Genomic DNA, 18121 nt, shown 5'->3' on the forward strand with positions numbered 1-18121 from the left:
TTGATGAATGTGCAACTCATTTATTTGACTGAAAGATTACCCCAAACAGTCATAAAAATGAGGATACAACATGAGTAAGCTAAATGCCGAAGAGCGTAAAGCGCGAGATAACGATCGTTTTTCAAAACGTGTCGATGAACGCAGAGTCAAAGGCGAAGATGTCGTTGCGTATGCACTTGCCAACGAAAAAGCGTTTAAATTTTTGACCAAGACTGAAAAGCACAGCTTTAAAGAACGACAAGCCACGCTTGCAGAAGAAGCAAAATTGAAAAAGCAGCAACACTTTGAGCTTAAAACACAGCAAGAACTCGAAAAGGCTGAAGCAGAATTTACTGATACTGAGCAGTAAACGAAGTGTAAACACCAGCCATTTCAAGCTAAATGGCTGGCTTAATTTAAATAAACAACCCAAACGACCACTCAAGCCTTAACCTTTAAACTTCGCGTTTTGTACACACAAACAAGGCATTGCCTGAGGCTGAATCCCACGGGATGATTCTGTCGTAATCATGTTCAAATATTTGCACGTCAAAATAAGGGCTTAACAATGCTTGTAGTTCAGTAAAACTCGTCGCGACCATAGCATGAGAGTCTTGCCATAGTTGTGTGGCGTCAAGCTGGGTTTTGGCAATGCTCAAATTGAGAGCCTGCATCTCACCTGCACCGCTGTAATGCCAAGCCGACTCAAACACAAACTGACTACCTTCAAAATCAGCACTATGGCGCACTAAAGCATTATTATTAATCTGGTGTTTATCAACCGAATTAAAACAAAATAAGCCACCAGAATTTAAGGCCTTATGTACGCTTGCAATACACGCCTTAAGCGCCTCGATGCCTTGTGAATAATGGATGGAGTACAAAAAACAGGTAATTAAATCCAGTTTCTCTTCAACATAAAACTCAGTCATATTTTGCAAACTAAACTGCGCTTCAGGGCAACGACGCATAGCAATATCGAGCATAGGCTGATTAATATCAAGGCCACTGCTTTGAAAACCTAAATCAATAAAATGCCTAACATGCGGCCCAGTGCCACACGCTAAATCTAAATGTTGTTTACCCTCGTTGCCCAAAATCTGATGCAAACGAGCCACGCTATTGCTTTGTTGTTGATAATTAATATCGCAGCACATTAAATCGTAATAACCAGACAAGTCGGTATAAAGAGCATTAGTAGACATAAAATGAAATCAAAAACAGGCTAAATTTAGGGTGGCGCATCATATATCAATTAGTCTATTTGAGACATCATTAATATCTACCCACTCAGTAAAAACATATAAGCTCAATGCTGTAGAGAAAGGTTATATAAAGTGTTTGCTTAGGTAATAGCGTGCACAACATGCTAATTATTGAATGTGATTAACGTTGATTTTATTCACTCATGGTCAGAATACCTATCTCGATCACATATTTGTAATACAATATTATTGTAGTATTCTGACAACCTATTTAGTCATAATCCTGAGGGACAATTCAATGAGAAAGATCCACCTGAGTTTGTTAACCGCCAGTATGATTGCCGGCTCTGCCGCAGCTTCGATTGAACTTGATACCGCCAAGCAATTCAATCTTGACCCAACACATGCTCCGTCACAAAACTTCGATCTATCAAAATGGAAAATCACCTTACCGGAACTGTCGACTGAAAAAGCAGGTAAAGCGTTAGAAATAGACAAGCAACAACTCAGCGATACTCAAACGCCTTACTCTCATCCGCAGTGGTTTTATACCGATAAAAATACCGGTGCATTAGTGTTTATTGCCCCTAATGAAGCACCAACAACCCCAAATAGCAAAAATACCCGTAGCGAATTACGCGCCATGCTGGCCGATAAATACGATGAGCCTAAAAACAATTTCGTCGTGGCATCGCACCCCAATGCCAGTGAATATGGCGCTATTGGCGGGCAATTAAAAGCTACCTTATCTGTGGACCAAGTCAGCAGTAGTGGTAATGACAAAAAGAATGGCGCATTTGCTGTTGTCATAGGCCAAATTCATGGCTCTGACAACGAACCGCTTAAAATTGTTTATCGTAAACTGCCGGAGCATGAATATGGTTCTTTAGCTTGGAGCTACGAGCTAAACCCTGAGCCCAAACTACAAGATGCACTAGACAGTAATGGTAAAAAACTACGTCAAGATATTCGTCACAATGTATTTGGCAAATACAACCTGCGCAAAGGGGCTAGCGATCCAAAAGATGGCATTAAATTAGGCGAAATATTTGCTTATGAAGTGAATGTTGAAGGCGACAATATGAAGCTGACATTTACCAAAAATCCAAACAGCGACAAACCAATAGTCAAGACCTTCGACGTCAACCTAGCCCAGGGGAATTACCAAGACAACAAGGTCGATCTAGGCTATAAAAATGATTGGATGTATTACAAAGCAGGCGTTTATAACCAATGCAACACGAATAAAAGCAGCTCAGATTGCCAATGGCGTGGCATGGAAGCTGGCGATTACACCCAAGCAAGTTTTTATCAGCTTGAGTTAAAGCAATAATTTAACCTTATAAAAAACCAAAAGCCTGCTAATTATCAGCAGGCTTCTTGTTTAGTTAAGGTGACTGTGTCGAACTTAATAAAACACCTACCGCACCAAACGCATCAGTTCATTAGCATCTAACACCGCGGGCTTTCTTGTAATGAGTACACCTTTAGAATCAAACAGAAAGACTTCAGTAGAGCCGGCATTATGCTTAGCAATAAACGCCTCGCCCTCTGGCGTTGCCGTTCTGGCAAGTAAAAAGAACACATTATCACCAAGATGATCGCGCGCTTCATTCATTTGCTCAGTTTGGGTGATACTCGACACGAGGTTAGGATCGTAGACAAACACAACAGCAGGTTTACCTGTGCCTATCTGCTCAAGCTCTGACGTAAAGCCCTTGGGCATCTGCGTTACGAGTAGGCCAAACAACAACGCTATAGATACAATGATACCAATTGCAATCCAGGGCATTTTTCGCTTCGTATTTGAATTCACTTTATCCATAATGATCAGTCTCTGTGTTAAATGTTAAAATCCATACTCAATCAAAACAGTGTAATAAATCAACCTGAGACTGAGATTAAAAATTAACAATAATAAACCAGTAGGTGCTTTAGGTAATAATAAGGTTTATTCTGCCACTCAATCGGCATCTTATGGGTTGATGCAATACATTATGCATCATATAAAGTGCAGAAATGACATCTTATCTAGCTTGCCATAATATGTCAGCACAGTTAAAGTTCACTATCACATTATTTTACAGCAATGGCTCGATTGATTTTTAGCGTATTTATTTGAAGGGTTACTATTTTTATGGAACAAATATTTGAAAAATTGATGTATGCATCACGCTGGATCATGGCACCGATTTATTTAGGATTAAGCCTAGTCTTACTCGCCTTAGGCATAAAATTCTTTCAAGAGATCTTTCACATCATTCCTATTATTTTCACCATTGCTGAAGTTGATTTAGTGCTCGTGACCCTATCACTCATCGACATCACCTTAGTGGGTGGCCTACTGATTATGGTGATGTTTTCAGGTTATGAAAACTTCGTGTCACAGCTTGATGTCGGTGAAAACAGTGAAAAACTCAGCTGGCTAGGCAAGATGGATTCCGGTTCACTTAAAAATAAAGTGGCCGCATCGATTGTCGCTATTTCATCAATTCATTTGCTCAAAGTCTTTATGAATGCCGAAAACATCGAAAACGACAAAATCATGTGGTATTTGCTCATCCACATCACCTTTGTGTTATCGGCCTTCGCCATGGGGTATTTGGATAAGATAACCCGTAAGTAATAACTGAATTTCGTCGTGGAAATAGCATAACAATATCGTGGGGCAGAAAGTTTGTTCTGACCCAACATAATTATGACCCAACATAATTAAGTGAGTTGGCTTTTCCGTTACCGAATAGGCAATAGGAACACAAACCCCACAAAGCTGGTATTGGGAAGTTACCCTGATTTGTCATTGGTAAATGCGCGGAAGAAGCGTGAAGAAGAAGCAAAAACTAAGCCACCCATTGTTGAACAGGGGAAAGTTTATTCTGGCCCCACTTATGATAAAGTGTCAGTGAACGTCCTTGAGCTGCTAGTGATGCTCGAATGAGAAAATGCTGCTTTCGGTCATCAAGATCTGACCAATCGATATGAATGATTGGTTGCTTCATTTTTCCGACTAGCAAATAGGTCATACGGGTGTATATGAACTCGATATCACGATGTAAGTGACCATTGCTACAAAGCCAATCCACACGTTTAATCTTATGTTTTTCCATGGCTTGACTCTCAATATCACGGCCAAGACCCGTGATTCATAGGGAGCCACCATTCATTGCGCTTTCGATTGCAGAGAATAAACTCTGTCGGCGAGTTTTGTGCATTAACGGGGTGACAAACGATAGGCATTTTGATAAAACTTGTTTCGCATTCATGGCATTTACTCATGGTAATTTTTGTTTGGCGATAAATTTGATCACCAAATGCCATGAATGTTCCTTTCTTTTTTACTTATCTCTTTATTTATTCAGTTCTTTTTGTGGGAATTCGTCAAATTTAGACCCCACTTATTTATGATTAATTGAATTATTTTTTTGCATTTTTACGAGCGATTTCCTCGACTCTGCAATCTATAAACTTCTTATACATTGATTGTGCGGACTCAGACTTTACAGTGTCGACTTTAGTTGAAAATAAATTATAGTAAACCCTAAATAAATCTTTATCATCAGTGTAATTTTTAGACCACATATTTACAATTCCTGCTTTTTCCCATTCTTTTCTTTGAGCCTGATTTTTGTGTATTGGAAATGTTCTATTTAGAACTTCTTTATAGGCTGAATTATTAATTTGCTTAACGATTGAACGTAAATTCTGTGCAACTAACCCCAAATCATTCATATTCAAATTCAATGGTTTTTCAAATAGTGCGCTATGCTTATCAATGCCAAGTTTCATAGCATTTTTTGCACCTAACTTACCAAACCGATGAACACAACAATGCCTCAATTGACAAATTTTGTTAAATTCAGTTTCAGCTTGGTTATTAAGAGATAATTTTAAATCCAAAAGATCACTAAATGTTTTTTTTATGTTATCGCTGTGAGTAAAAGAAAACTCATCCATCAAAGCTTCTGGAAGTAACTGTTTAGTGTGATGTAATGCTGCTCCAAATGTAATTTCCCTTAACGAAACTGATTTTTGAGAATGTATATCTACTTGAACTAGCCCCCTCACTAAAGCTCGAACATAACTCTCTACGGCAGACATATAACCAAGAAAAGCTATAGTAGCCATCTCTCTCGAAACGTCAGAACTTGATACCCAAAGCAAATTGATTTTATTTGCATTTGTTAAAAATTGATCAATAGGAGATATATTTAGCTCTTTGTATTCCCTATCAAAAAGATTCTCTGTATCTATAGTTTGCGTAATGGCCTGAACTTTTACTATTTCCGAAAAATCTAGAGTGTTAATTTCATTTATCATTGTAAAAAGTCATCCACAAAACCTGTTACTAATTTAATTATTTTCTCAGCTCTGACTTTGCCAATTCGCTTCGCCTGTCTGAGCTCTTTGCTTGGGTCTTGAGAAGAAAGAAAGTCACCAATGTTTTTAAACTTTGGAATTTCTTTCTTTATTTTATTCATTTGCCAAGTCGTTAATCCCGGAACGGTATGTATAGGTAATGCCATACATTGCTCAAATGTCGATATATCAATCAATTCTGACCCGCAATTATGACAAAATTTCTGTGATTGATTAATCCTATCCATACCACAAGAGCCACAAGGAGGTAAATTAAACGCCAATGACTCTAGCTCATCTTTTGCCATCAAAGTGGAAATCGACCGCCGTAGAGGATGTTTAGTCGAAGGTGACTTAATAATATCAATAGTTGTTTTTGCTGAAGCGGTCTTCTCTTTTGAAATAAAGGCTTTTTTATTTAACAATGCTGATAAATGTGGAATATATCGGGTGTACCCTCTCTGAGAACCATGAGAGACCACTTCAGGAATCTCAAACAACAAACCAGCTTCAATCAAGAGATTAAACATACGTTCTACATATGGATTAGTTTGGGCATCAGAGACTCCAACTCGAAGCTGTTTGTGTCCACTTTCAATCGCTTTGCTATTATTAATTTTAACTTCTTTACAAATTGTATCAAAAACAGATTCTCCCGTTTCCAAGAGTTTTTTCAACTTTGGAGACTTCAATTTAATAGACCGAAACTCCTCAATTCTTGCTTCAATATGATGTTGAACTATTCTATTGAGACCTTGTTGTTGCGTTTTAAAGTCACCAGCTAAAAACTCTTGCATCATCCCTAGAAAAGCTCTGGGTATACCAAATGCAGCAAACTTTAAATACTCTCTAACTTCTATCGGAACATCATTAAAATTATGAATTCTTTTTTTTGCTATATCTTCCATTATTTCACTGTATAAAGGTTCCTCCACCGAGATCCAAACAGGAATAAAGTCGCCTTCTTGGGTAGGATGAAATCTAGCACCATATTCAGTAGTCCCGGGATATACAGAGGCCTTTGGAGATATATGAGGTGATTTTAATGTTCTGAATATATCGAAAAACTCTTTCATATACTCTGGGGTTAAAGTCAACGCAGCATCATCAAGTAGTAATACTGTACGCGTTCGGCCACTAAGCACTCTTAAATTATCAATTATATTTTTGACATTAGAAATTGATAATTTCCTAACTTCAAGCTGCTCCTCTTCAGTTAAGGAAATCCCCTTTTCCAATTGATTTATAACATTACCTAATGAATTTACATCCAAATAGTTCAAACTCTCAAATAAATCCTCATCAGTAAGTTCATGATTTATTTCTTTTATTGTTTCATAAGAGGAAACGACAATCCTAGCCAAAACCCAAGAGTGAAATAAATTTATTGCATCAATTTTAGATGTGAGCAACGGCTCTAGGCGATAATATCGATTAAAAGACACATAAACAGCAAAAGGTTTAGACTCATTTTCTTGGCATAATATCGATGCATAACGCATCATATGAGTCTTCCCGCAGCCTCTTGGCCCCACTATTAGCGTAGTTTGCCTTTTGATCAAACTATCAATAACTTTATTAAAAATATCATTGTCAGCCGTCTCAGCTTTCAAATCACCGCTTGGTATGAAATCAGCTCTCTGTTCTATTGCTTCTTCGAGAAGGTCCTGCTCTATCGTATCCACTATTTTCACCATTCAAATATTTGTAACAGGTAAACTTAATAACCGTTCCATTGTTAAATACTTTGCTCCAGTCCCATGAATTCGTGACTGTATAGCCGCCTGGCCGACCTCACTAACAAGAAACTCATACACTAAGTCACGCCATTTAAAAGGTATTACTAATCGATAAATACAATCAGATATGGGAGCTTCCCCTTTAGACACAATACATATTTTTTTAGTTAAATTTCTACCTACTCTAGCCATCAGAATATCGCCTTCTTTCGCAATAACATGCCTAGATTTTTCAGACCCTATACCGCCTGAAAATAACTCTAAATTTACAAATTTCATATCATCATGAAAATCAACGGTATGAAATATCCTCTGATGTGACTCTCTACACTGTTTTGAGTTACTTACCCCTCTAGAAACAGAGCAGCCTAATTCTGACAACGTCACACAATTTTTCGTTCTACCTTTTCTACCCTGATGATATGAATAATCTAATGACTCAATTCCGTCATTTTTTGGTATTACTATTTCCTTTGATGTATTACCTAAAGACTCAAGCTCCTCAAGACTTATAAAGCCATTAGTTCCGCCCTTGGTAATAATCATAATATGGGCTTGAGCATTAGTACCAACAAAAGCATTTGTTGGAAGTTTGACAACTTTTTCGATAGCATTTGACTTTAAAATGAACTCTCTAAACTTTCTATTTCTCTCTCCAGAAATAAAACCATCAGGAATTATTAAACCTAACTGCCCTCTAGGCTTCAGTGATGCCAAGTTCTGAACAACAAATATTACTTCTGCAGATAGTTCTTTTATACCTATAATTTCTTTTGGTAACCCTGCATTAACCAAAAAGTCATGATGTTTTTTCTGCCATTGAGGCCTAATAAATGGAGGATTACAAATTGCTAAATCAATATTTTCTGGATATAGGCCGATATCGCTGATCAATGATGGCTCTAGTGCATCCTTAAAAAAGTGTTTGTGACTAAGTTGGTGTCCTGAAGTTGGCATTAATTCTAACGATGTGTTGCACTCGATATCGACCGTTATGTACTGAGCCTTTGCCCATTTCTTTGCCGCAGCTTTAGACAGAGAGCCATCTCCACTTCCTAAATCTAATACTATCTTGGGGTTTTTAATTGATAAAAAAGAAACTAAAACTTCACTAACCCTTTCTCTTGTGTAATATCGCCCTAATGGATCAGAAAAAGTGCTCACTATTGATGACATACAATAACCTTAAAAATTCTTTTACTAAATGGTGAACAGATAGTTAGCATTTGTTACGCGTCATGAAATTTTAAGTTAAAGGATAACAAAAAAATCAGCTGAGATAGCGTTGCATCAACTATAGAAAGTCACTATAACTTCAATAACACTAAAGTATCTCAAAAACTTGGATTTCGAAGTCACAGGCTTCCGCATAGAGCTAAAGATAACATTAGTTTCTCGCTGGTACCAGCCACAAATTTTAGTACCGCTAAGTGGGTATTAACAGTCATCACTTTTAGATAAATTAGGTCAGAGTAAAATCACCCAAATAACCAATAAATAAAAGCCCCGACACTGTTAAGTATCGGGGCTTTCTCTTTTCTTTTTACAAGAAGTTTGGCTTTAAGCTTTTAGGCTTTCGACCAGCATACAATGCATCTAACGCAGGAAAAATGGGCTTAGAGCAAGGCTTTTTGTAGCGACGTGTAGCGTTTTTCTACACGAGCTGCAAAGTAACGCCGCTATAACCCATTTTAACCAGTTAGATTACATCATGCCGCCCATTCCGCCCATACCACCCATTCCACCCATATCTGGCGCAGACTCTTGTGGTACTTCAGCAATCATCGCTTCTGTTGTGATCATAAGACCTGCAATAGATGCTGCAAACTGTAGTGCGCTACGAGTCACTTTAGTTGGGTCTAAAATACCCATTTCTAACATGTCACCGTAAGTGTCGTTGCCAGCGTTGTAACCGAAGTTACCGGTGCCGTTTTTAACAGTGTTAGCGACAACTGATGCTTCTTGACCAGCGTTAGTTGCGATTTGACGTAAAGGCGCTTCCATTGCACGTAATGCGATTACCACACCGTGCTTTTGGTCTTCGTTGATTACTTCAACGTCTTTAATTTTGCTTGCTACGCGAACAAGAGCAACACCACCACCGGCTACCACACCTTCTTCAACCGCTGCGCGAGTTGCATGTAATGCATCTTCTACGCGCGCTTTTTTCTCTTTCATTTCAACTTCAGTTGCTGCGCCAACTTTGATTACTGCAACACCGCCAGCTAGTTTAGCCATACGCTCTTGTAGCTTTTCTTTGTCGTAGTCAGATGTTGACTCTTCAACTTGTTGTTTGATTTGAGAAACACGTGCTGCAATTTGTGCTTGGTCGCCGTTACCATCAATGATGGTGGTGTTATCTTTAGTAATGATAACGCGCTTAGCTGTACCTAAATCTTCTAGAGTGGCTTTTTCAAGTTCTAGGCCAATTTCTTCAGCGATAACAGTACCGCCAGTTAGAATTGCCACGTCTTGAAGCATTGCTTTACGACGGTCGCCAAAGCCAGGTGCTTTAACAGCAGCCACTTTAACGATACCACGCATGTTGTTTACCACTAGCGTTGCTAATGCTTCGCCTTCAACGTCTTCTGCAACCATAAGCAATGGCTTACCGGTTTTAGCTAGACCTTCAAGGATTGGCAATAATTCACGGATGTTAGACACTTTTTTGTCTACTAACAAAATGAATGGGCTGTCTAGTTCAACACTGCCAGTTTCTGGCTTGTTGATGAAATATGGTGATAGGTAACCACGGTCAAACTGCATACCTTCAACAACGTCTAATTCGTTTTCAAGCGCTTGGCCTTCTTCAACGGTGATAACGCCTTCTTTACCAACCTTTTCCATTGCTGTTGCAATGATTTCGCCGATTGATTCGTCAGAGTTAGCAGAAATTGTGCCCACTTGAGCAATGGCTTTAGTGTCAGCACAATCTTGAGAAAGGAGTTTAAGTTCAGCAACTGCAGCGATAACCGCTTTGTCGATACCGCGCTTAAGATCCATTGGGTTCATGCCAGCGGCTACTGCTTTTAGGCCTTCAACAACAATAGCTTGTGCTAATACTGTTGCAGTAGTTGTACCGTCACCCGCTGCATCATTGGCTTTAGAAGCAACTTCTTTCACCATTTGTGCGCCCATGTTTTCGAACTTGTCTGTTAGTTCGATTTCTTTGGCTACTGACACACCGTCTTTGGTGATAAGTGGCGAACCAAAGCTTTTGTCTAAAACAACGTTACGACCTTTAGGACCTAAAGTTACTTTAACTGCGTTGGCTAGGATGTTAACGCCTGCAAGCATTTTTACGCGTGCGTCATTACCAAATAAGACTTCTTTTGCTGCCATTTTTTGATGTTCCTTTAAATTTAATGATTAATTGGAAAGTCGATTGATGCGTGAGGCTTAGCCTACAACAGCCATCAGGTCAGCTTCTGACAGGATCAAGACTTCTTCACCGTCAATTTTTTCTTTTTTAACGCCGTAACCTTCATTGAAGATCACAACGTCACCCACTTTAACGTCAAGTGGAGTAACTGTGCCGTTTTCTGAAATGCGACCATTGCCTACTGCAAGGATTTTACCGCGAGTTGATTTTTCAGCTGCGCTGCCTGTAAGCACGATGCCGCCTGCTGATTTTGATTCAACTTCTAAACGTTTAACGATAACGCGGTCATGTAATGGACGAATATTCATCTATGAACTCTCCTAATGATTTGATGCCCAAAAAACGAGGCTATTAACTAACAAAAAAGGGTTTTCCCCTTGATGCATGTGATATGGGGGTGATTGATCACAGATCCAAGGGGAATTTAAAAAAAAACTACACTTTTTTTAAGTCTGTTTTATTAAAGCTGAACTAATCCTGATAGAATTCGACACCTTTAAAACCCCAGACGTTAGAGAATAGATGAAAGACAGACACGGGTTGCTCAGTGCACCTATTGGTCGTGTATTATTTAATATGACCTTACCGAACCTGATTGGAATAATGACCATTCTGGGTGGCAGTCTGGTAGACATCTTTTTTATCAGTCAGTTGGGGACTGAGGCATTAGCTGCGGTGAGCTTTACCTTCCCTGTTACCTTGGTTATTTCAAGTATTGGTATTGGTATTGGTGCAGGGGTGTCGACTAACCTTGGGCGTTTGATTGGCTCAGGCCATGCGCCAGAATCCAAGGTGTTCTTGTTTGATGCCTTGTGCATGACCTTATTGATTATTTGGGGTTTATCAATACTCGGTTGTGTGTTTATTGAGCCTATTTTTAGCTTACTCGGTGCTAACCAAGCCAGCTTACCGTTAATTAATGACTATATGTGGTACTGGTATTTGGGCGCTCCCGCACTGGTGTTGTTGATGGTAGGCAATCAAGGATTACGTGCCACTGGCGACACTCGCTCCCCTGCAAAAATTATGATGCTTGCGGCAGTGGTTAATTTAATTCTCGACCCGCTGCTTATTTTTGGCATAGGCCCATTTCCACGCTTAGAAATACAAGGGGCTGCGATTGCAACTACGCTCTCATGGGTTGTGGCTATGTCGTTGGCCGGATATTTAATTGTTATCAAACGCAAGTTGGTTGAGTTTGCCAGTTTTGATATTGGCCGGCTTATTTTGCACTGGAAAGCCCTTGCGCACATTGCTCGCCCAGCTGCCTTAATGAATGTAATTAACCCTATTGCTAACGGCATTATTATGGCCATGCTGGCACGCATTGATCATGCTGGTGTGGCTGCATTTGGAGCAGGGATCCGCTTAGAGTCGGTGTTATTAATTGTGGTGATGGCTTTGTCATCAAGCTTAATGCCGTTTATTGCGCAAAACTTAGGGGCAGACCAGCCAGAGCGAGCAAAAAAAGCCTTATTGATGTCGCTACAGTTTGTATTTGTGTTTCAAACCCTATTATTTATTCCGCTGTATTTTAATGCCACTGCCATTGCTCAACTGTTTACCAACGACCCGTTAGTGATCGATTGGCTAAGTTTTTATGTGATGATATTGCCTGCAGCCTATGGCCCATTAGGTATTGTGATTGTTGTTGCCACAAGCTTAAATGCTTATCACAGACCATTAAGCTCGCTAGTCATTAACCTTTGCCGATTAATGTTGATCATGCTGCCTTTAGCGGCATTAGGGGCATATATTGGTGGCGTAAAAGGGATTTTGCTTGCATTGCCAATCACTAACACTTTTATGGGCATTGCTTGTTATTATTTGGCCACTCAAATTAGCGAACCCGAGCACATTAAGCACAGTGTGCCATACGGTGATAAAACCAATCAGTCTAATAATGGCCAACGTTATAATAACAGCCATGACAATCAGCCAGATAACGGTAAAGAACTGTTGCGCACTTCAGTGCCGTCTAAATCTGCGTCAAATAACCTCGTAGATTAATTCGGCATTAACCTTATACCTAGTGCTTGCCTTTAACTGGCGTCAGTGAGTTAATATCAGTCATTATTATTTATAACATTCAGCCATATTATTTATGAAAAATTCCCTCTATGCCGCATTATTGTCGGCCATTATATGCCCTGGTAGTGGTCAGGTTTGGTTAGGTAAAAAATGGTTAGGCTGGGGGTTTATTAGTGTTAGCTTGCTGTGCGTAATGGTGCTAATGAACCACATTATTAGTCGTGCACAAGTGATTGCTGAACAGATTTTAGCCGGCTATATTGGCAACGATTTAAGCTCCATTTACACCGAGGTATCTAAAGCCGCACTCGACACACAATCGACCGATTTATCTGGCATCACTTGGTTGTTTATTGCTAACTGGGCGCTGAGTATCGCGACTGCATTCTGGTTAGGTGCGAAACAAGATAAACAACTACAAACAAAAACAGCCGACTAAATTATGTAATAGTCGGCTGTTTTTTGTGGAGTTATTGATAATAATATTTAACTAGATCAGTTACTTTTTATCGTCTTTAGGGTCTACCGGTTCAACATCGATAATATCGTCGTCAGATTGTTTTTGCTCTATATGATGGCTGCGTGGTTGCTCGTCTTTTCGCTCAAAATCACCATCAAAAGTATTGCCATTTTGCTCATGTGGGTTTTGTCCACCAAATGGACCTGATTGACCAAATGGGCTTTGTCCTGGGCCAAAACCGCCTTTAAAACCACCATTGGCCACCACGCGAAGTTGCATACGTTTATACAAAAACGCTGCAATAGGAGCGCGCGTAAACGGCGTTAATAAAATTAAGCCGATAAAGTCAGTCACAAAACCTGGGATAAGTAATAACACCCCTGCGGCGGCTAACATCATGCCTTCAACAATTTCTTGCCCTGGAGCTTCACCACGGGCTAATTTTTGCTGCACGCTCATTAGGGTGCTTAACCCTTGGCTGCGCACTAATGACACACCGACAACGGCTGTAAATAATACTAAGCCGACCGTAGTCCATGAGCCAATTGAGCTGGCTACTTCAATCAGCACATTGAGCTCTACAACCGGAATAAGTACAAACACTAACAATAAAATAAAAAACATATTGGCCTCTAATCATCGCTTTTTGTTACATTTGGCGACTGGGTAAATAATAAAGTAGCGACGTATAATAATACGTTAGCGACCTAAAAAATTAATGCCGATGAAACTTAAATGGGGGTTATCGGGTCTGTTTTCAAGACAGGTCACGATTATCGTCTCTGTTTAATGAAAATTCAGCTAAATAAGCGTAATGTGATAACGCTTTTAGTATAGCGCCATTAACTTAAGTAAACTTTAAGACAACGTATGTATAAAGCTAAGCAATTACTGATTTTAACGACTTGCCCAGATGTTGAAACGGCAAACAGTATTGCCAATGCACTTGTTAAAGCGCAATTGGCTGCCTGTGTGCAGATAGGTCAAGTGATAGAGTCTGTTTACTGTTGGGACAATGAAATTTGTCAGTCACAAGAGGTGCCATTGCAAATAAAATGCATGGCAGAACAATATAATGCCATTGAGCAACTTGTGATCCACATGCATCCTTATGAAGTACCTGAATTCATTGCCACTCCGATTATCGGTGGTTTTGGCCCTTATCTACAATGGATAAAAGACAACTCACTATCATGAAAAAAATCGTCGCATTTTGCCTCACATCATTGTTATTGATGTCATCAATTATACTTTCACCAACGGTACACAGTGCCAATGCCACGAGTAACACCTTTAGCTTTTTAAGCAATGAGCCCAAGCTAATGCCGGTAAACGAGGCATTTGCATTTGATTATGAGCAACAAGGTAATCAACTTAAAATAAGCTTTGTGATTGCTGACGGTTACTACTTGTATCGCGATAAGTTGCAGTTTTCTGCTAACGGAGCGGTGATTGGGGATATTGACTTACCTCGCGGTAAAAACCATAACGATGAATATTTTGGTGATCAAGAAGTTTACTACTCGTTTGTTGAAATCCCAGTAGCACTAAAACAGGCTGACGCTGACGCCTTATTCCAAGTGACGTTTATGGGTTGTGCAGAGGGTACATTATGCTATCCACCAACCAAAAACGACGTGAAATTAACGGCTGTTGCTGACAACGACGGTAACATTATAACCAAACAAGTCATTGGTGCGCCTGAAGCAACACAATCAGTAGCTGCTACTAACACTGCAAAAGCACCGATTACCCAGCAAGACACGCTTAACCAGATGCTGCAAGACGACAGCCTACTATGGACCTTAGTGATTTTCTTTGGTTTAGGTATTGGTTTAGCACTGACACCTTGCGTATTCCCTATGTACCCTATTTTGTCGGGTATTATTGTTGGCCAAGGTAAAAAGCTGTCTACAGCTAAAGCATTCACCTTATCAATGGCCTATGTGCAAGGTATGGCGATTACCTATTCATTATTAGGACTAGTCGTTGCCTCTGCCGGACTTAAATTTCAAGCGGCGCTTCAGCACCCTGCTATTTTGATTTTCTTGGCGGTAATGTTTGTGCTGTTAAGTTTGTCGATGTTTGGCATGTACGATTTGAAACTGCCATCCAAGTGGCAGGAAAAAATGAACTCAATGTCGAATAACCAAAAAGGTGGCAACCTTATTGGCGTGTTCATGATGGGAGTCATTTCAGGGCTCGTCGCTTCACCATGTACTACAGCGCCATTGTCTGGCGTGCTGATTTATGTGGCGCAGTCTGGCGACTTACTACAAGGCTTTTTAGCATTATATGTGCTTAGTATGGGTATGGGCTTACCGTTATTAGTGATTGGTACTTCTGGTGGTAAAATCTTACCGCGTGCCGGTGCCTGGATGGACATCATTAAAACCATATTTGGCTTCTTACTGATTTCAGTCTCTATTGTTATGATTGGCCGCATTTGGCCGGGTCTAGTATCGGACTTGCTATGGTCTATATGGGGCGTTGCGTTAACCGGCTACTTAATGCACCAAAACAAACTTAGCGAGTTTAACTGGAAACAAACTACCCGTGGCGTGTTGTTATTACTGACATTGCTAGCCAGTTTCTCGTATGGTTTCCAAGCGCTTATGACAGGTTTTGGCCACGAGACACCAAGCATTACTCAAGCGGGCCTTGAGGGTAAAGGTAAAGCCGAAGAGAATCACTTTATTCGCATTAAGTCGCTTGCTGATTTAGAAGTCGAGCTTGATAAAGCCAGTATTAGCGGTAAAACGGTAATGTTAGATTTATACGCTGATTGGTGTGTGGCATGTAAAGAGTTTGAAGCGATTACTTTTAAAAATAAAGAAGTCGCTATGCGTATGGATCAAATGGTATTACTGCAAGCCGACGTCACCGCCAGTGATGATATTGATATTGAATTACTGGAGCATTATGGCGTGTTGGGTTTACCCACTTTATTGATGTTTAACGAGAATGGCGAGCAACGTGAAGACCTACGCGTAACCGGCTTTATGGGGCCAAAAGATTTTGCCGCTCATTTAGACCTGTTATTAGCTAAGTAGATTTAAAATTAGCTAAATAGATTTAAAAACACAATTTAAAACAGCATCTTTAATGACTAAAGATGCTGTTTTTTGCATTTACGACATTAAAGTCATCGAAAGTTTAACTTTTTCTTATACAATGTGGTTTTGTATTCTTCATCCAAGGAGTTTTATGGAACCCGCTATTCTTATTATCACCTTATTATGCGGCATGTTGGTGAGTCGAGTTGGTTTACCGCCACTCATTGGATATCTTGCCGCGGGCTTCGTATTATTCACTTTCGGCATAGAAGACAGCAGCTTACCTATTTTGCAGCAACTGGCTGATTTGGGTGTCACCTTACTATTATTTTCGATCGGTCTTAAGCTCGATCTTAAAAGCTTATTCAAAGCTGAAGTGTGGGCCGGTTCAAGCCTACATTTAATCGGTTCTATCCTGTTTTTTGTACCCATACTCAAACTATTGGGATTTTTAGGCATAGAACAACTCGACGGATTTTCGATAAATCAACTGATGTTAGTGTCATTCGCACTGAGCTTTTCAAGTACTGTATTTGCGGTAAAAGTGCTTGAAGACAGTGGTGATATGCAGTCGCTTTATGGCCGAGTGGCGATTGGTATCTTAATTATGCAAGATATCTTTGCGGTGATATTTTTAACCATTTCCAAAGGTAATATCCCTTCAGTTTGGGCCTTTGGATTATTGTTGCTGCCACTTGTTCGTCCGTTGATTTATAAAATTTTCGACCGAGTTGGTCACGGTGAAATGCTGGTGCTCTTTGGCCTAGTCATGGCATTAGTAGTGGGTGCTTGGTTGTTTGAGGCCGTCGGCTTAAAACCAGATTTAGGCGCGCTTATTATTGGTATTTTACTGGCAGGACATGCTAAATCATCAGAATTAGCCAAGTCGATTTACTTCTTTAAAGAGTTATTTTTAGTCGCTTTCTTCTTAACCATTGGTTTAAATGGTCTCCCCACTTTGGCCGATATTGGTTTAGCGGCTATTTTGGTCGCATTAGTGCCCGTTAAAATTATGATGTTTTTATACTTACTCACTCGCTTTAAGTTACGTTCGCGCACCTCATTATTGGCCTCGTTTAACTTAGGTAACTACAGTGAGTTTGGCTTAATTGTCGCAGCGGTCGCGGCACATAAAGGTTGGTTACCACCTGAATGGCTGATTATTATTGCTGTTGCATTAAGTATTAGCTTTTTATTTGCTGCACCGCTTAATAATAGCGTCAGCAACATTTACCAACGTTATCAAGCCAGACTGAGTAAGCTTGAGCGCCATCCGTTACACCCAGAAGACAGACAAATCCGCATTGGTAACCCTCGCTTTTTGATTTTAGGGATGGGCCGAATAGGCTCAGGTGCTTACGATGAGTTACGCGCTAAATATACCGGTGAAATTTTAGGGATTGAACACAAGCAAGAGTTGGTAGATTTTCATCGCAATGAAGGGCGTAACGTAGTACAAGGCGACGCAAGCGATACTGACTTTTGGGAAAAGCTTGAACGAGCACCGCATTTAGAGTTGGTACTACTGGCAATGCCACATCATGTGGGTAATTTATTTGCAGTAGAGCAACTACAAAAAATGAACTACGAAGGTAAGATTAGCGCCATTGTGCAATATGCAGAAGATGGCCAAGCGCTCAAAGAGTCTGGTGTTCACACTGTGTACAATTTATATGAAGCCGCAGGCGCCGGTTTTGTTGACCATGTGATTCATGAGTTGTTGGACTCCCCGCCAGAAATTGTGCCTGAATATGCTGCGGCTAATATGGTCGACAATGTGGCCGAAAATGTAGTCGAAACCGATAACATAGATGTTGAAGCGCAACAGGTTAAGTCGCCATCATAAAACTAATCAACCTGAACTCAAGATAACAAAAACGCCTACAAATTAAAGTAGGCGTTTTTGTTTGCGA

The 18121-nt window shown here is 40.0% G+C and carries 17 protein-coding genes and 1 pseudogene; 9 read left to right on the forward strand and 9 right to left on the reverse strand.

Features of this window, described 5'->3' with window-relative positions:
• Positions 1-70 precede the first annotated feature (70 nt).
• Entirely contained in the window at positions 71-349 is a 279-nt protein-coding gene (locus IEY40_RS11655; protein WP_188956328.1) for a DNA polymerase III subunit epsilon, read from the forward strand.
• An 85-nt stretch (positions 350-434) separates the two neighbouring features.
• Here the strand turns inward: IEY40_RS11655 and IEY40_RS11660 are convergent, their stop codons facing one another.
• Positions 435-1184: a class I SAM-dependent DNA methyltransferase gene (locus IEY40_RS11660; RefSeq protein WP_188956330.1), complete on the reverse strand. Its 750-nt coding sequence runs from the start codon at positions 1182-1184 to the stop codon at positions 435-437.
• Between the two features lie 298 nt (positions 1185-1482).
• Between IEY40_RS11660 and IEY40_RS11665 the strand changes: the two genes are divergently transcribed.
• Entirely contained in the window at positions 1483-2517 is a 1035-nt protein-coding gene (locus IEY40_RS11665) for a polysaccharide lyase family 7 protein (protein ID WP_188956332.1), read from the forward strand.
• 87 nt (positions 2518-2604) lie between these two features.
• Here IEY40_RS11665 and IEY40_RS11670 read toward each other — a convergent pair whose 3' ends face one another.
• A complete protein-coding gene (locus IEY40_RS11670; RefSeq protein WP_229777084.1) occupies positions 2605-2976 on the reverse strand; it encodes a hypothetical protein in 372 nt (123 codons plus the stop codon).
• A 345-nt stretch (positions 2977-3321) separates the two neighbouring features.
• Here IEY40_RS11670 and IEY40_RS11675 point away from each other — a divergent pair, with 345 nt between their 5' ends.
• Together IEY40_RS11675 and IEY40_RS20300 are read left to right on the forward strand one after the other, a co-directional pair.
• Complete coding sequence (locus IEY40_RS11675) at positions 3322-3810, forward strand: TIGR00645 family protein (RefSeq protein ID WP_188956336.1); 489 nt, start codon at positions 3322-3324, stop codon at positions 3808-3810.
• Between the two features lie 90 nt (positions 3811-3900).
• Positions 3901-4122 carry an Arm DNA-binding domain-containing protein gene (locus tag IEY40_RS20300; RefSeq protein ID WP_368855373.1) on the forward strand — a complete coding sequence of 74 codons (222 nt, stop codon included), beginning with the start codon at positions 3901-3903 and terminating at the stop codon, positions 4120-4122.
• On the opposite strand, the pseudogene IEY40_RS11680 reads toward IEY40_RS20300, so the two are convergent.
• From IEY40_RS11680 to IEY40_RS11705, 6 genes and pseudogenes are all read right to left on the reverse strand, one after another.
• A pseudogene (locus IEY40_RS11680) lies at positions 4070-4447 on the reverse strand (IS4 family transposase); the annotation flags it as partial. The gene IEY40_RS20300 and the pseudogene IEY40_RS11680 overlap by 53 nt on opposite strands.
• Positions 4448-4598: 151 nt before the next feature.
• The gene (locus tag IEY40_RS11685) at positions 4599-5501 is read right to left on the reverse strand and encodes a hypothetical protein (protein WP_188956338.1); all 903 of its coding nucleotides are present in this window, start codon (positions 5499-5501) and stop codon (positions 4599-4601) included.
• The gene (locus IEY40_RS11690) at positions 5498-7225 is read right to left on the reverse strand and encodes an ORC-CDC6 family AAA ATPase (RefSeq protein ID WP_188956340.1); all 1728 of its coding nucleotides are present in this window, start codon (positions 7223-7225) and stop codon (positions 5498-5500) included. The genes IEY40_RS11685 and IEY40_RS11690 overlap by 4 nt, the downstream gene beginning before the upstream one ends.
• Before the next feature lie 12 nt (positions 7226-7237).
• Positions 7238-8455, reverse strand: coding sequence for an N-6 DNA methylase (locus IEY40_RS11695; protein ID WP_188956342.1), 1218 nt, complete (start codon positions 8453-8455; stop codon positions 7238-7240).
• Between the two features lie 528 nt (positions 8456-8983).
• The gene (gene groL / locus IEY40_RS11700) at positions 8984-10621 is read right to left on the reverse strand and encodes a chaperonin GroEL (RefSeq protein WP_188956344.1); all 1638 of its coding nucleotides are present in this window, start codon (positions 10619-10621) and stop codon (positions 8984-8986) included.
• A gap of 57 nt (positions 10622-10678) precedes the next feature.
• Entirely contained in the window at positions 10679-10969 is a 291-nt protein-coding gene (locus IEY40_RS11705) for a co-chaperone GroES (protein ID WP_011639076.1), read from the reverse strand.
• 214 nt (positions 10970-11183) lie between these two features.
• On the opposite strand from IEY40_RS11705, the gene IEY40_RS11710 reads away from it, so the two are divergent.
• On the forward strand, positions 11184-12671 hold the full coding sequence (locus IEY40_RS11710; RefSeq protein ID WP_229777085.1) for an MATE family efflux transporter: 1488 nt from the start codon (positions 11184-11186) through the stop codon (positions 12669-12671).
• A 94-nt stretch (positions 12672-12765) separates the two neighbouring features.
• Positions 12766-13131, forward strand: a complete 366-nt coding sequence (locus IEY40_RS11715; protein ID WP_188956347.1) for a hypothetical protein — start codon at positions 12766-12768, stop codon at positions 13129-13131.
• 60 nt (positions 13132-13191) lie between these two features.
• Here IEY40_RS11715 and IEY40_RS11720 read toward each other — a convergent pair whose 3' ends face one another.
• Positions 13192-13776, reverse strand: a complete 585-nt coding sequence (locus IEY40_RS11720) for an FxsA family protein (RefSeq protein ID WP_188956348.1) — start codon at positions 13774-13776, stop codon at positions 13192-13194.
• A gap of 246 nt (positions 13777-14022) precedes the next feature.
• Here IEY40_RS11720 and cutA point away from each other — a divergent pair, with 246 nt between their 5' ends.
• The 3 genes from cutA (at position 14023) to IEY40_RS11735 (ending at position 18054) form a co-directional block, all read left to right on the forward strand.
• A complete protein-coding gene (cutA, locus tag IEY40_RS11725; protein WP_188956350.1) occupies positions 14023-14349 on the forward strand; it encodes a divalent-cation tolerance protein CutA in 327 nt (108 codons plus the stop codon).
• Positions 14346-16205 carry a protein-disulfide reductase DsbD gene (locus IEY40_RS11730; RefSeq protein WP_188956352.1) on the forward strand — a complete coding sequence of 620 codons (1860 nt, stop codon included), beginning with the start codon at positions 14346-14348 and terminating at the stop codon, positions 16203-16205. Before cutA ends, IEY40_RS11730 begins: the two co-directional genes overlap by 4 nt.
• A gap of 154 nt (positions 16206-16359) precedes the next feature.
• Complete coding sequence (locus tag IEY40_RS11735; RefSeq protein WP_229777086.1) at positions 16360-18054, forward strand: cation:proton antiporter domain-containing protein; 1695 nt, start codon at positions 16360-16362, stop codon at positions 18052-18054.
• The last annotated feature ends 67 nt before the right edge of the window (positions 18055-18121 follow it).

It is taken from the genome of Shewanella ulleungensis (assembly GCF_014648315.1).
In the GTDB taxonomy this organism is placed as follows: domain Bacteria; phylum Pseudomonadota; class Gammaproteobacteria; order Enterobacterales; family Shewanellaceae; genus Shewanella; species Shewanella ulleungensis.

Bases quoted from the DNA above. Each gene is read 5' to 3' on its own strand.
- IEY40_RS11710 (WP_229777085.1), top strand. From the start codon at position 11,184: ATGAAAGACAGACACGGGTTGCTCAGTGCACCTATTGGTCGTGTATTA.
- IEY40_RS11715 (WP_188956347.1), top strand. From the start codon at position 12,766: ATGAAAAATTCCCTCTATGCCGCATTATTGTCGGCCATTATATGCCCT.
- IEY40_RS11735 (WP_229777086.1), top strand. From the start codon at position 16,360: ATGGAACCCGCTATTCTTATTATCACCTTATTATGCGGCATGTTGGTG.
- IEY40_RS11655 (WP_188956328.1), top strand. From the start codon at position 71: ATGAGTAAGCTAAATGCCGAAGAGCGTAAAGCGCGAGATAACGATCGT.
- IEY40_RS11675 (WP_188956336.1), top strand. From the start codon at position 3,322: ATGGAACAAATATTTGAAAAATTGATGTATGCATCACGCTGGATCATG.
- IEY40_RS11705 (WP_011639076.1), bottom strand. From the start codon at position 10,969: ATGAATATTCGTCCATTACATGACCGCGTTATCGTTAAACGTTTAGAA.
- IEY40_RS11720 (WP_188956348.1), bottom strand. From the start codon at position 13,776: ATGTTTTTTATTTTATTGTTAGTGTTTGTACTTATTCCGGTTGTAGAG.
- groL (WP_188956344.1), bottom strand. From the start codon at position 10,621: ATGGCAGCAAAAGAAGTCTTATTTGGTAATGACGCACGCGTAAAAATG.
- IEY40_RS11730 (WP_188956352.1), top strand. From the start codon at position 14,346: ATGAAAAAAATCGTCGCATTTTGCCTCACATCATTGTTATTGATGTCA.
- IEY40_RS11685 (WP_188956338.1), bottom strand. From the start codon at position 5,501: ATGATAAATGAAATTAACACTCTAGATTTTTCGGAAATAGTAAAAGTT.
- cutA (WP_188956350.1), top strand. From the start codon at position 14,023: ATGTATAAAGCTAAGCAATTACTGATTTTAACGACTTGCCCAGATGTT.
- IEY40_RS11695 (WP_188956342.1), bottom strand. From the start codon at position 8,455: ATGTCATCAATAGTGAGCACTTTTTCTGATCCATTAGGGCGATATTAC.
- IEY40_RS11670 (WP_229777084.1), bottom strand. From the start codon at position 2,976: ATGCCCTGGATTGCAATTGGTATCATTGTATCTATAGCGTTGTTGTTT.
- IEY40_RS11660 (WP_188956330.1), bottom strand. From the start codon at position 1,184: ATGTCTACTAATGCTCTTTATACCGACTTGTCTGGTTATTACGATTTA.
- IEY40_RS11665 (WP_188956332.1), top strand. From the start codon at position 1,483: ATGAGAAAGATCCACCTGAGTTTGTTAACCGCCAGTATGATTGCCGGC.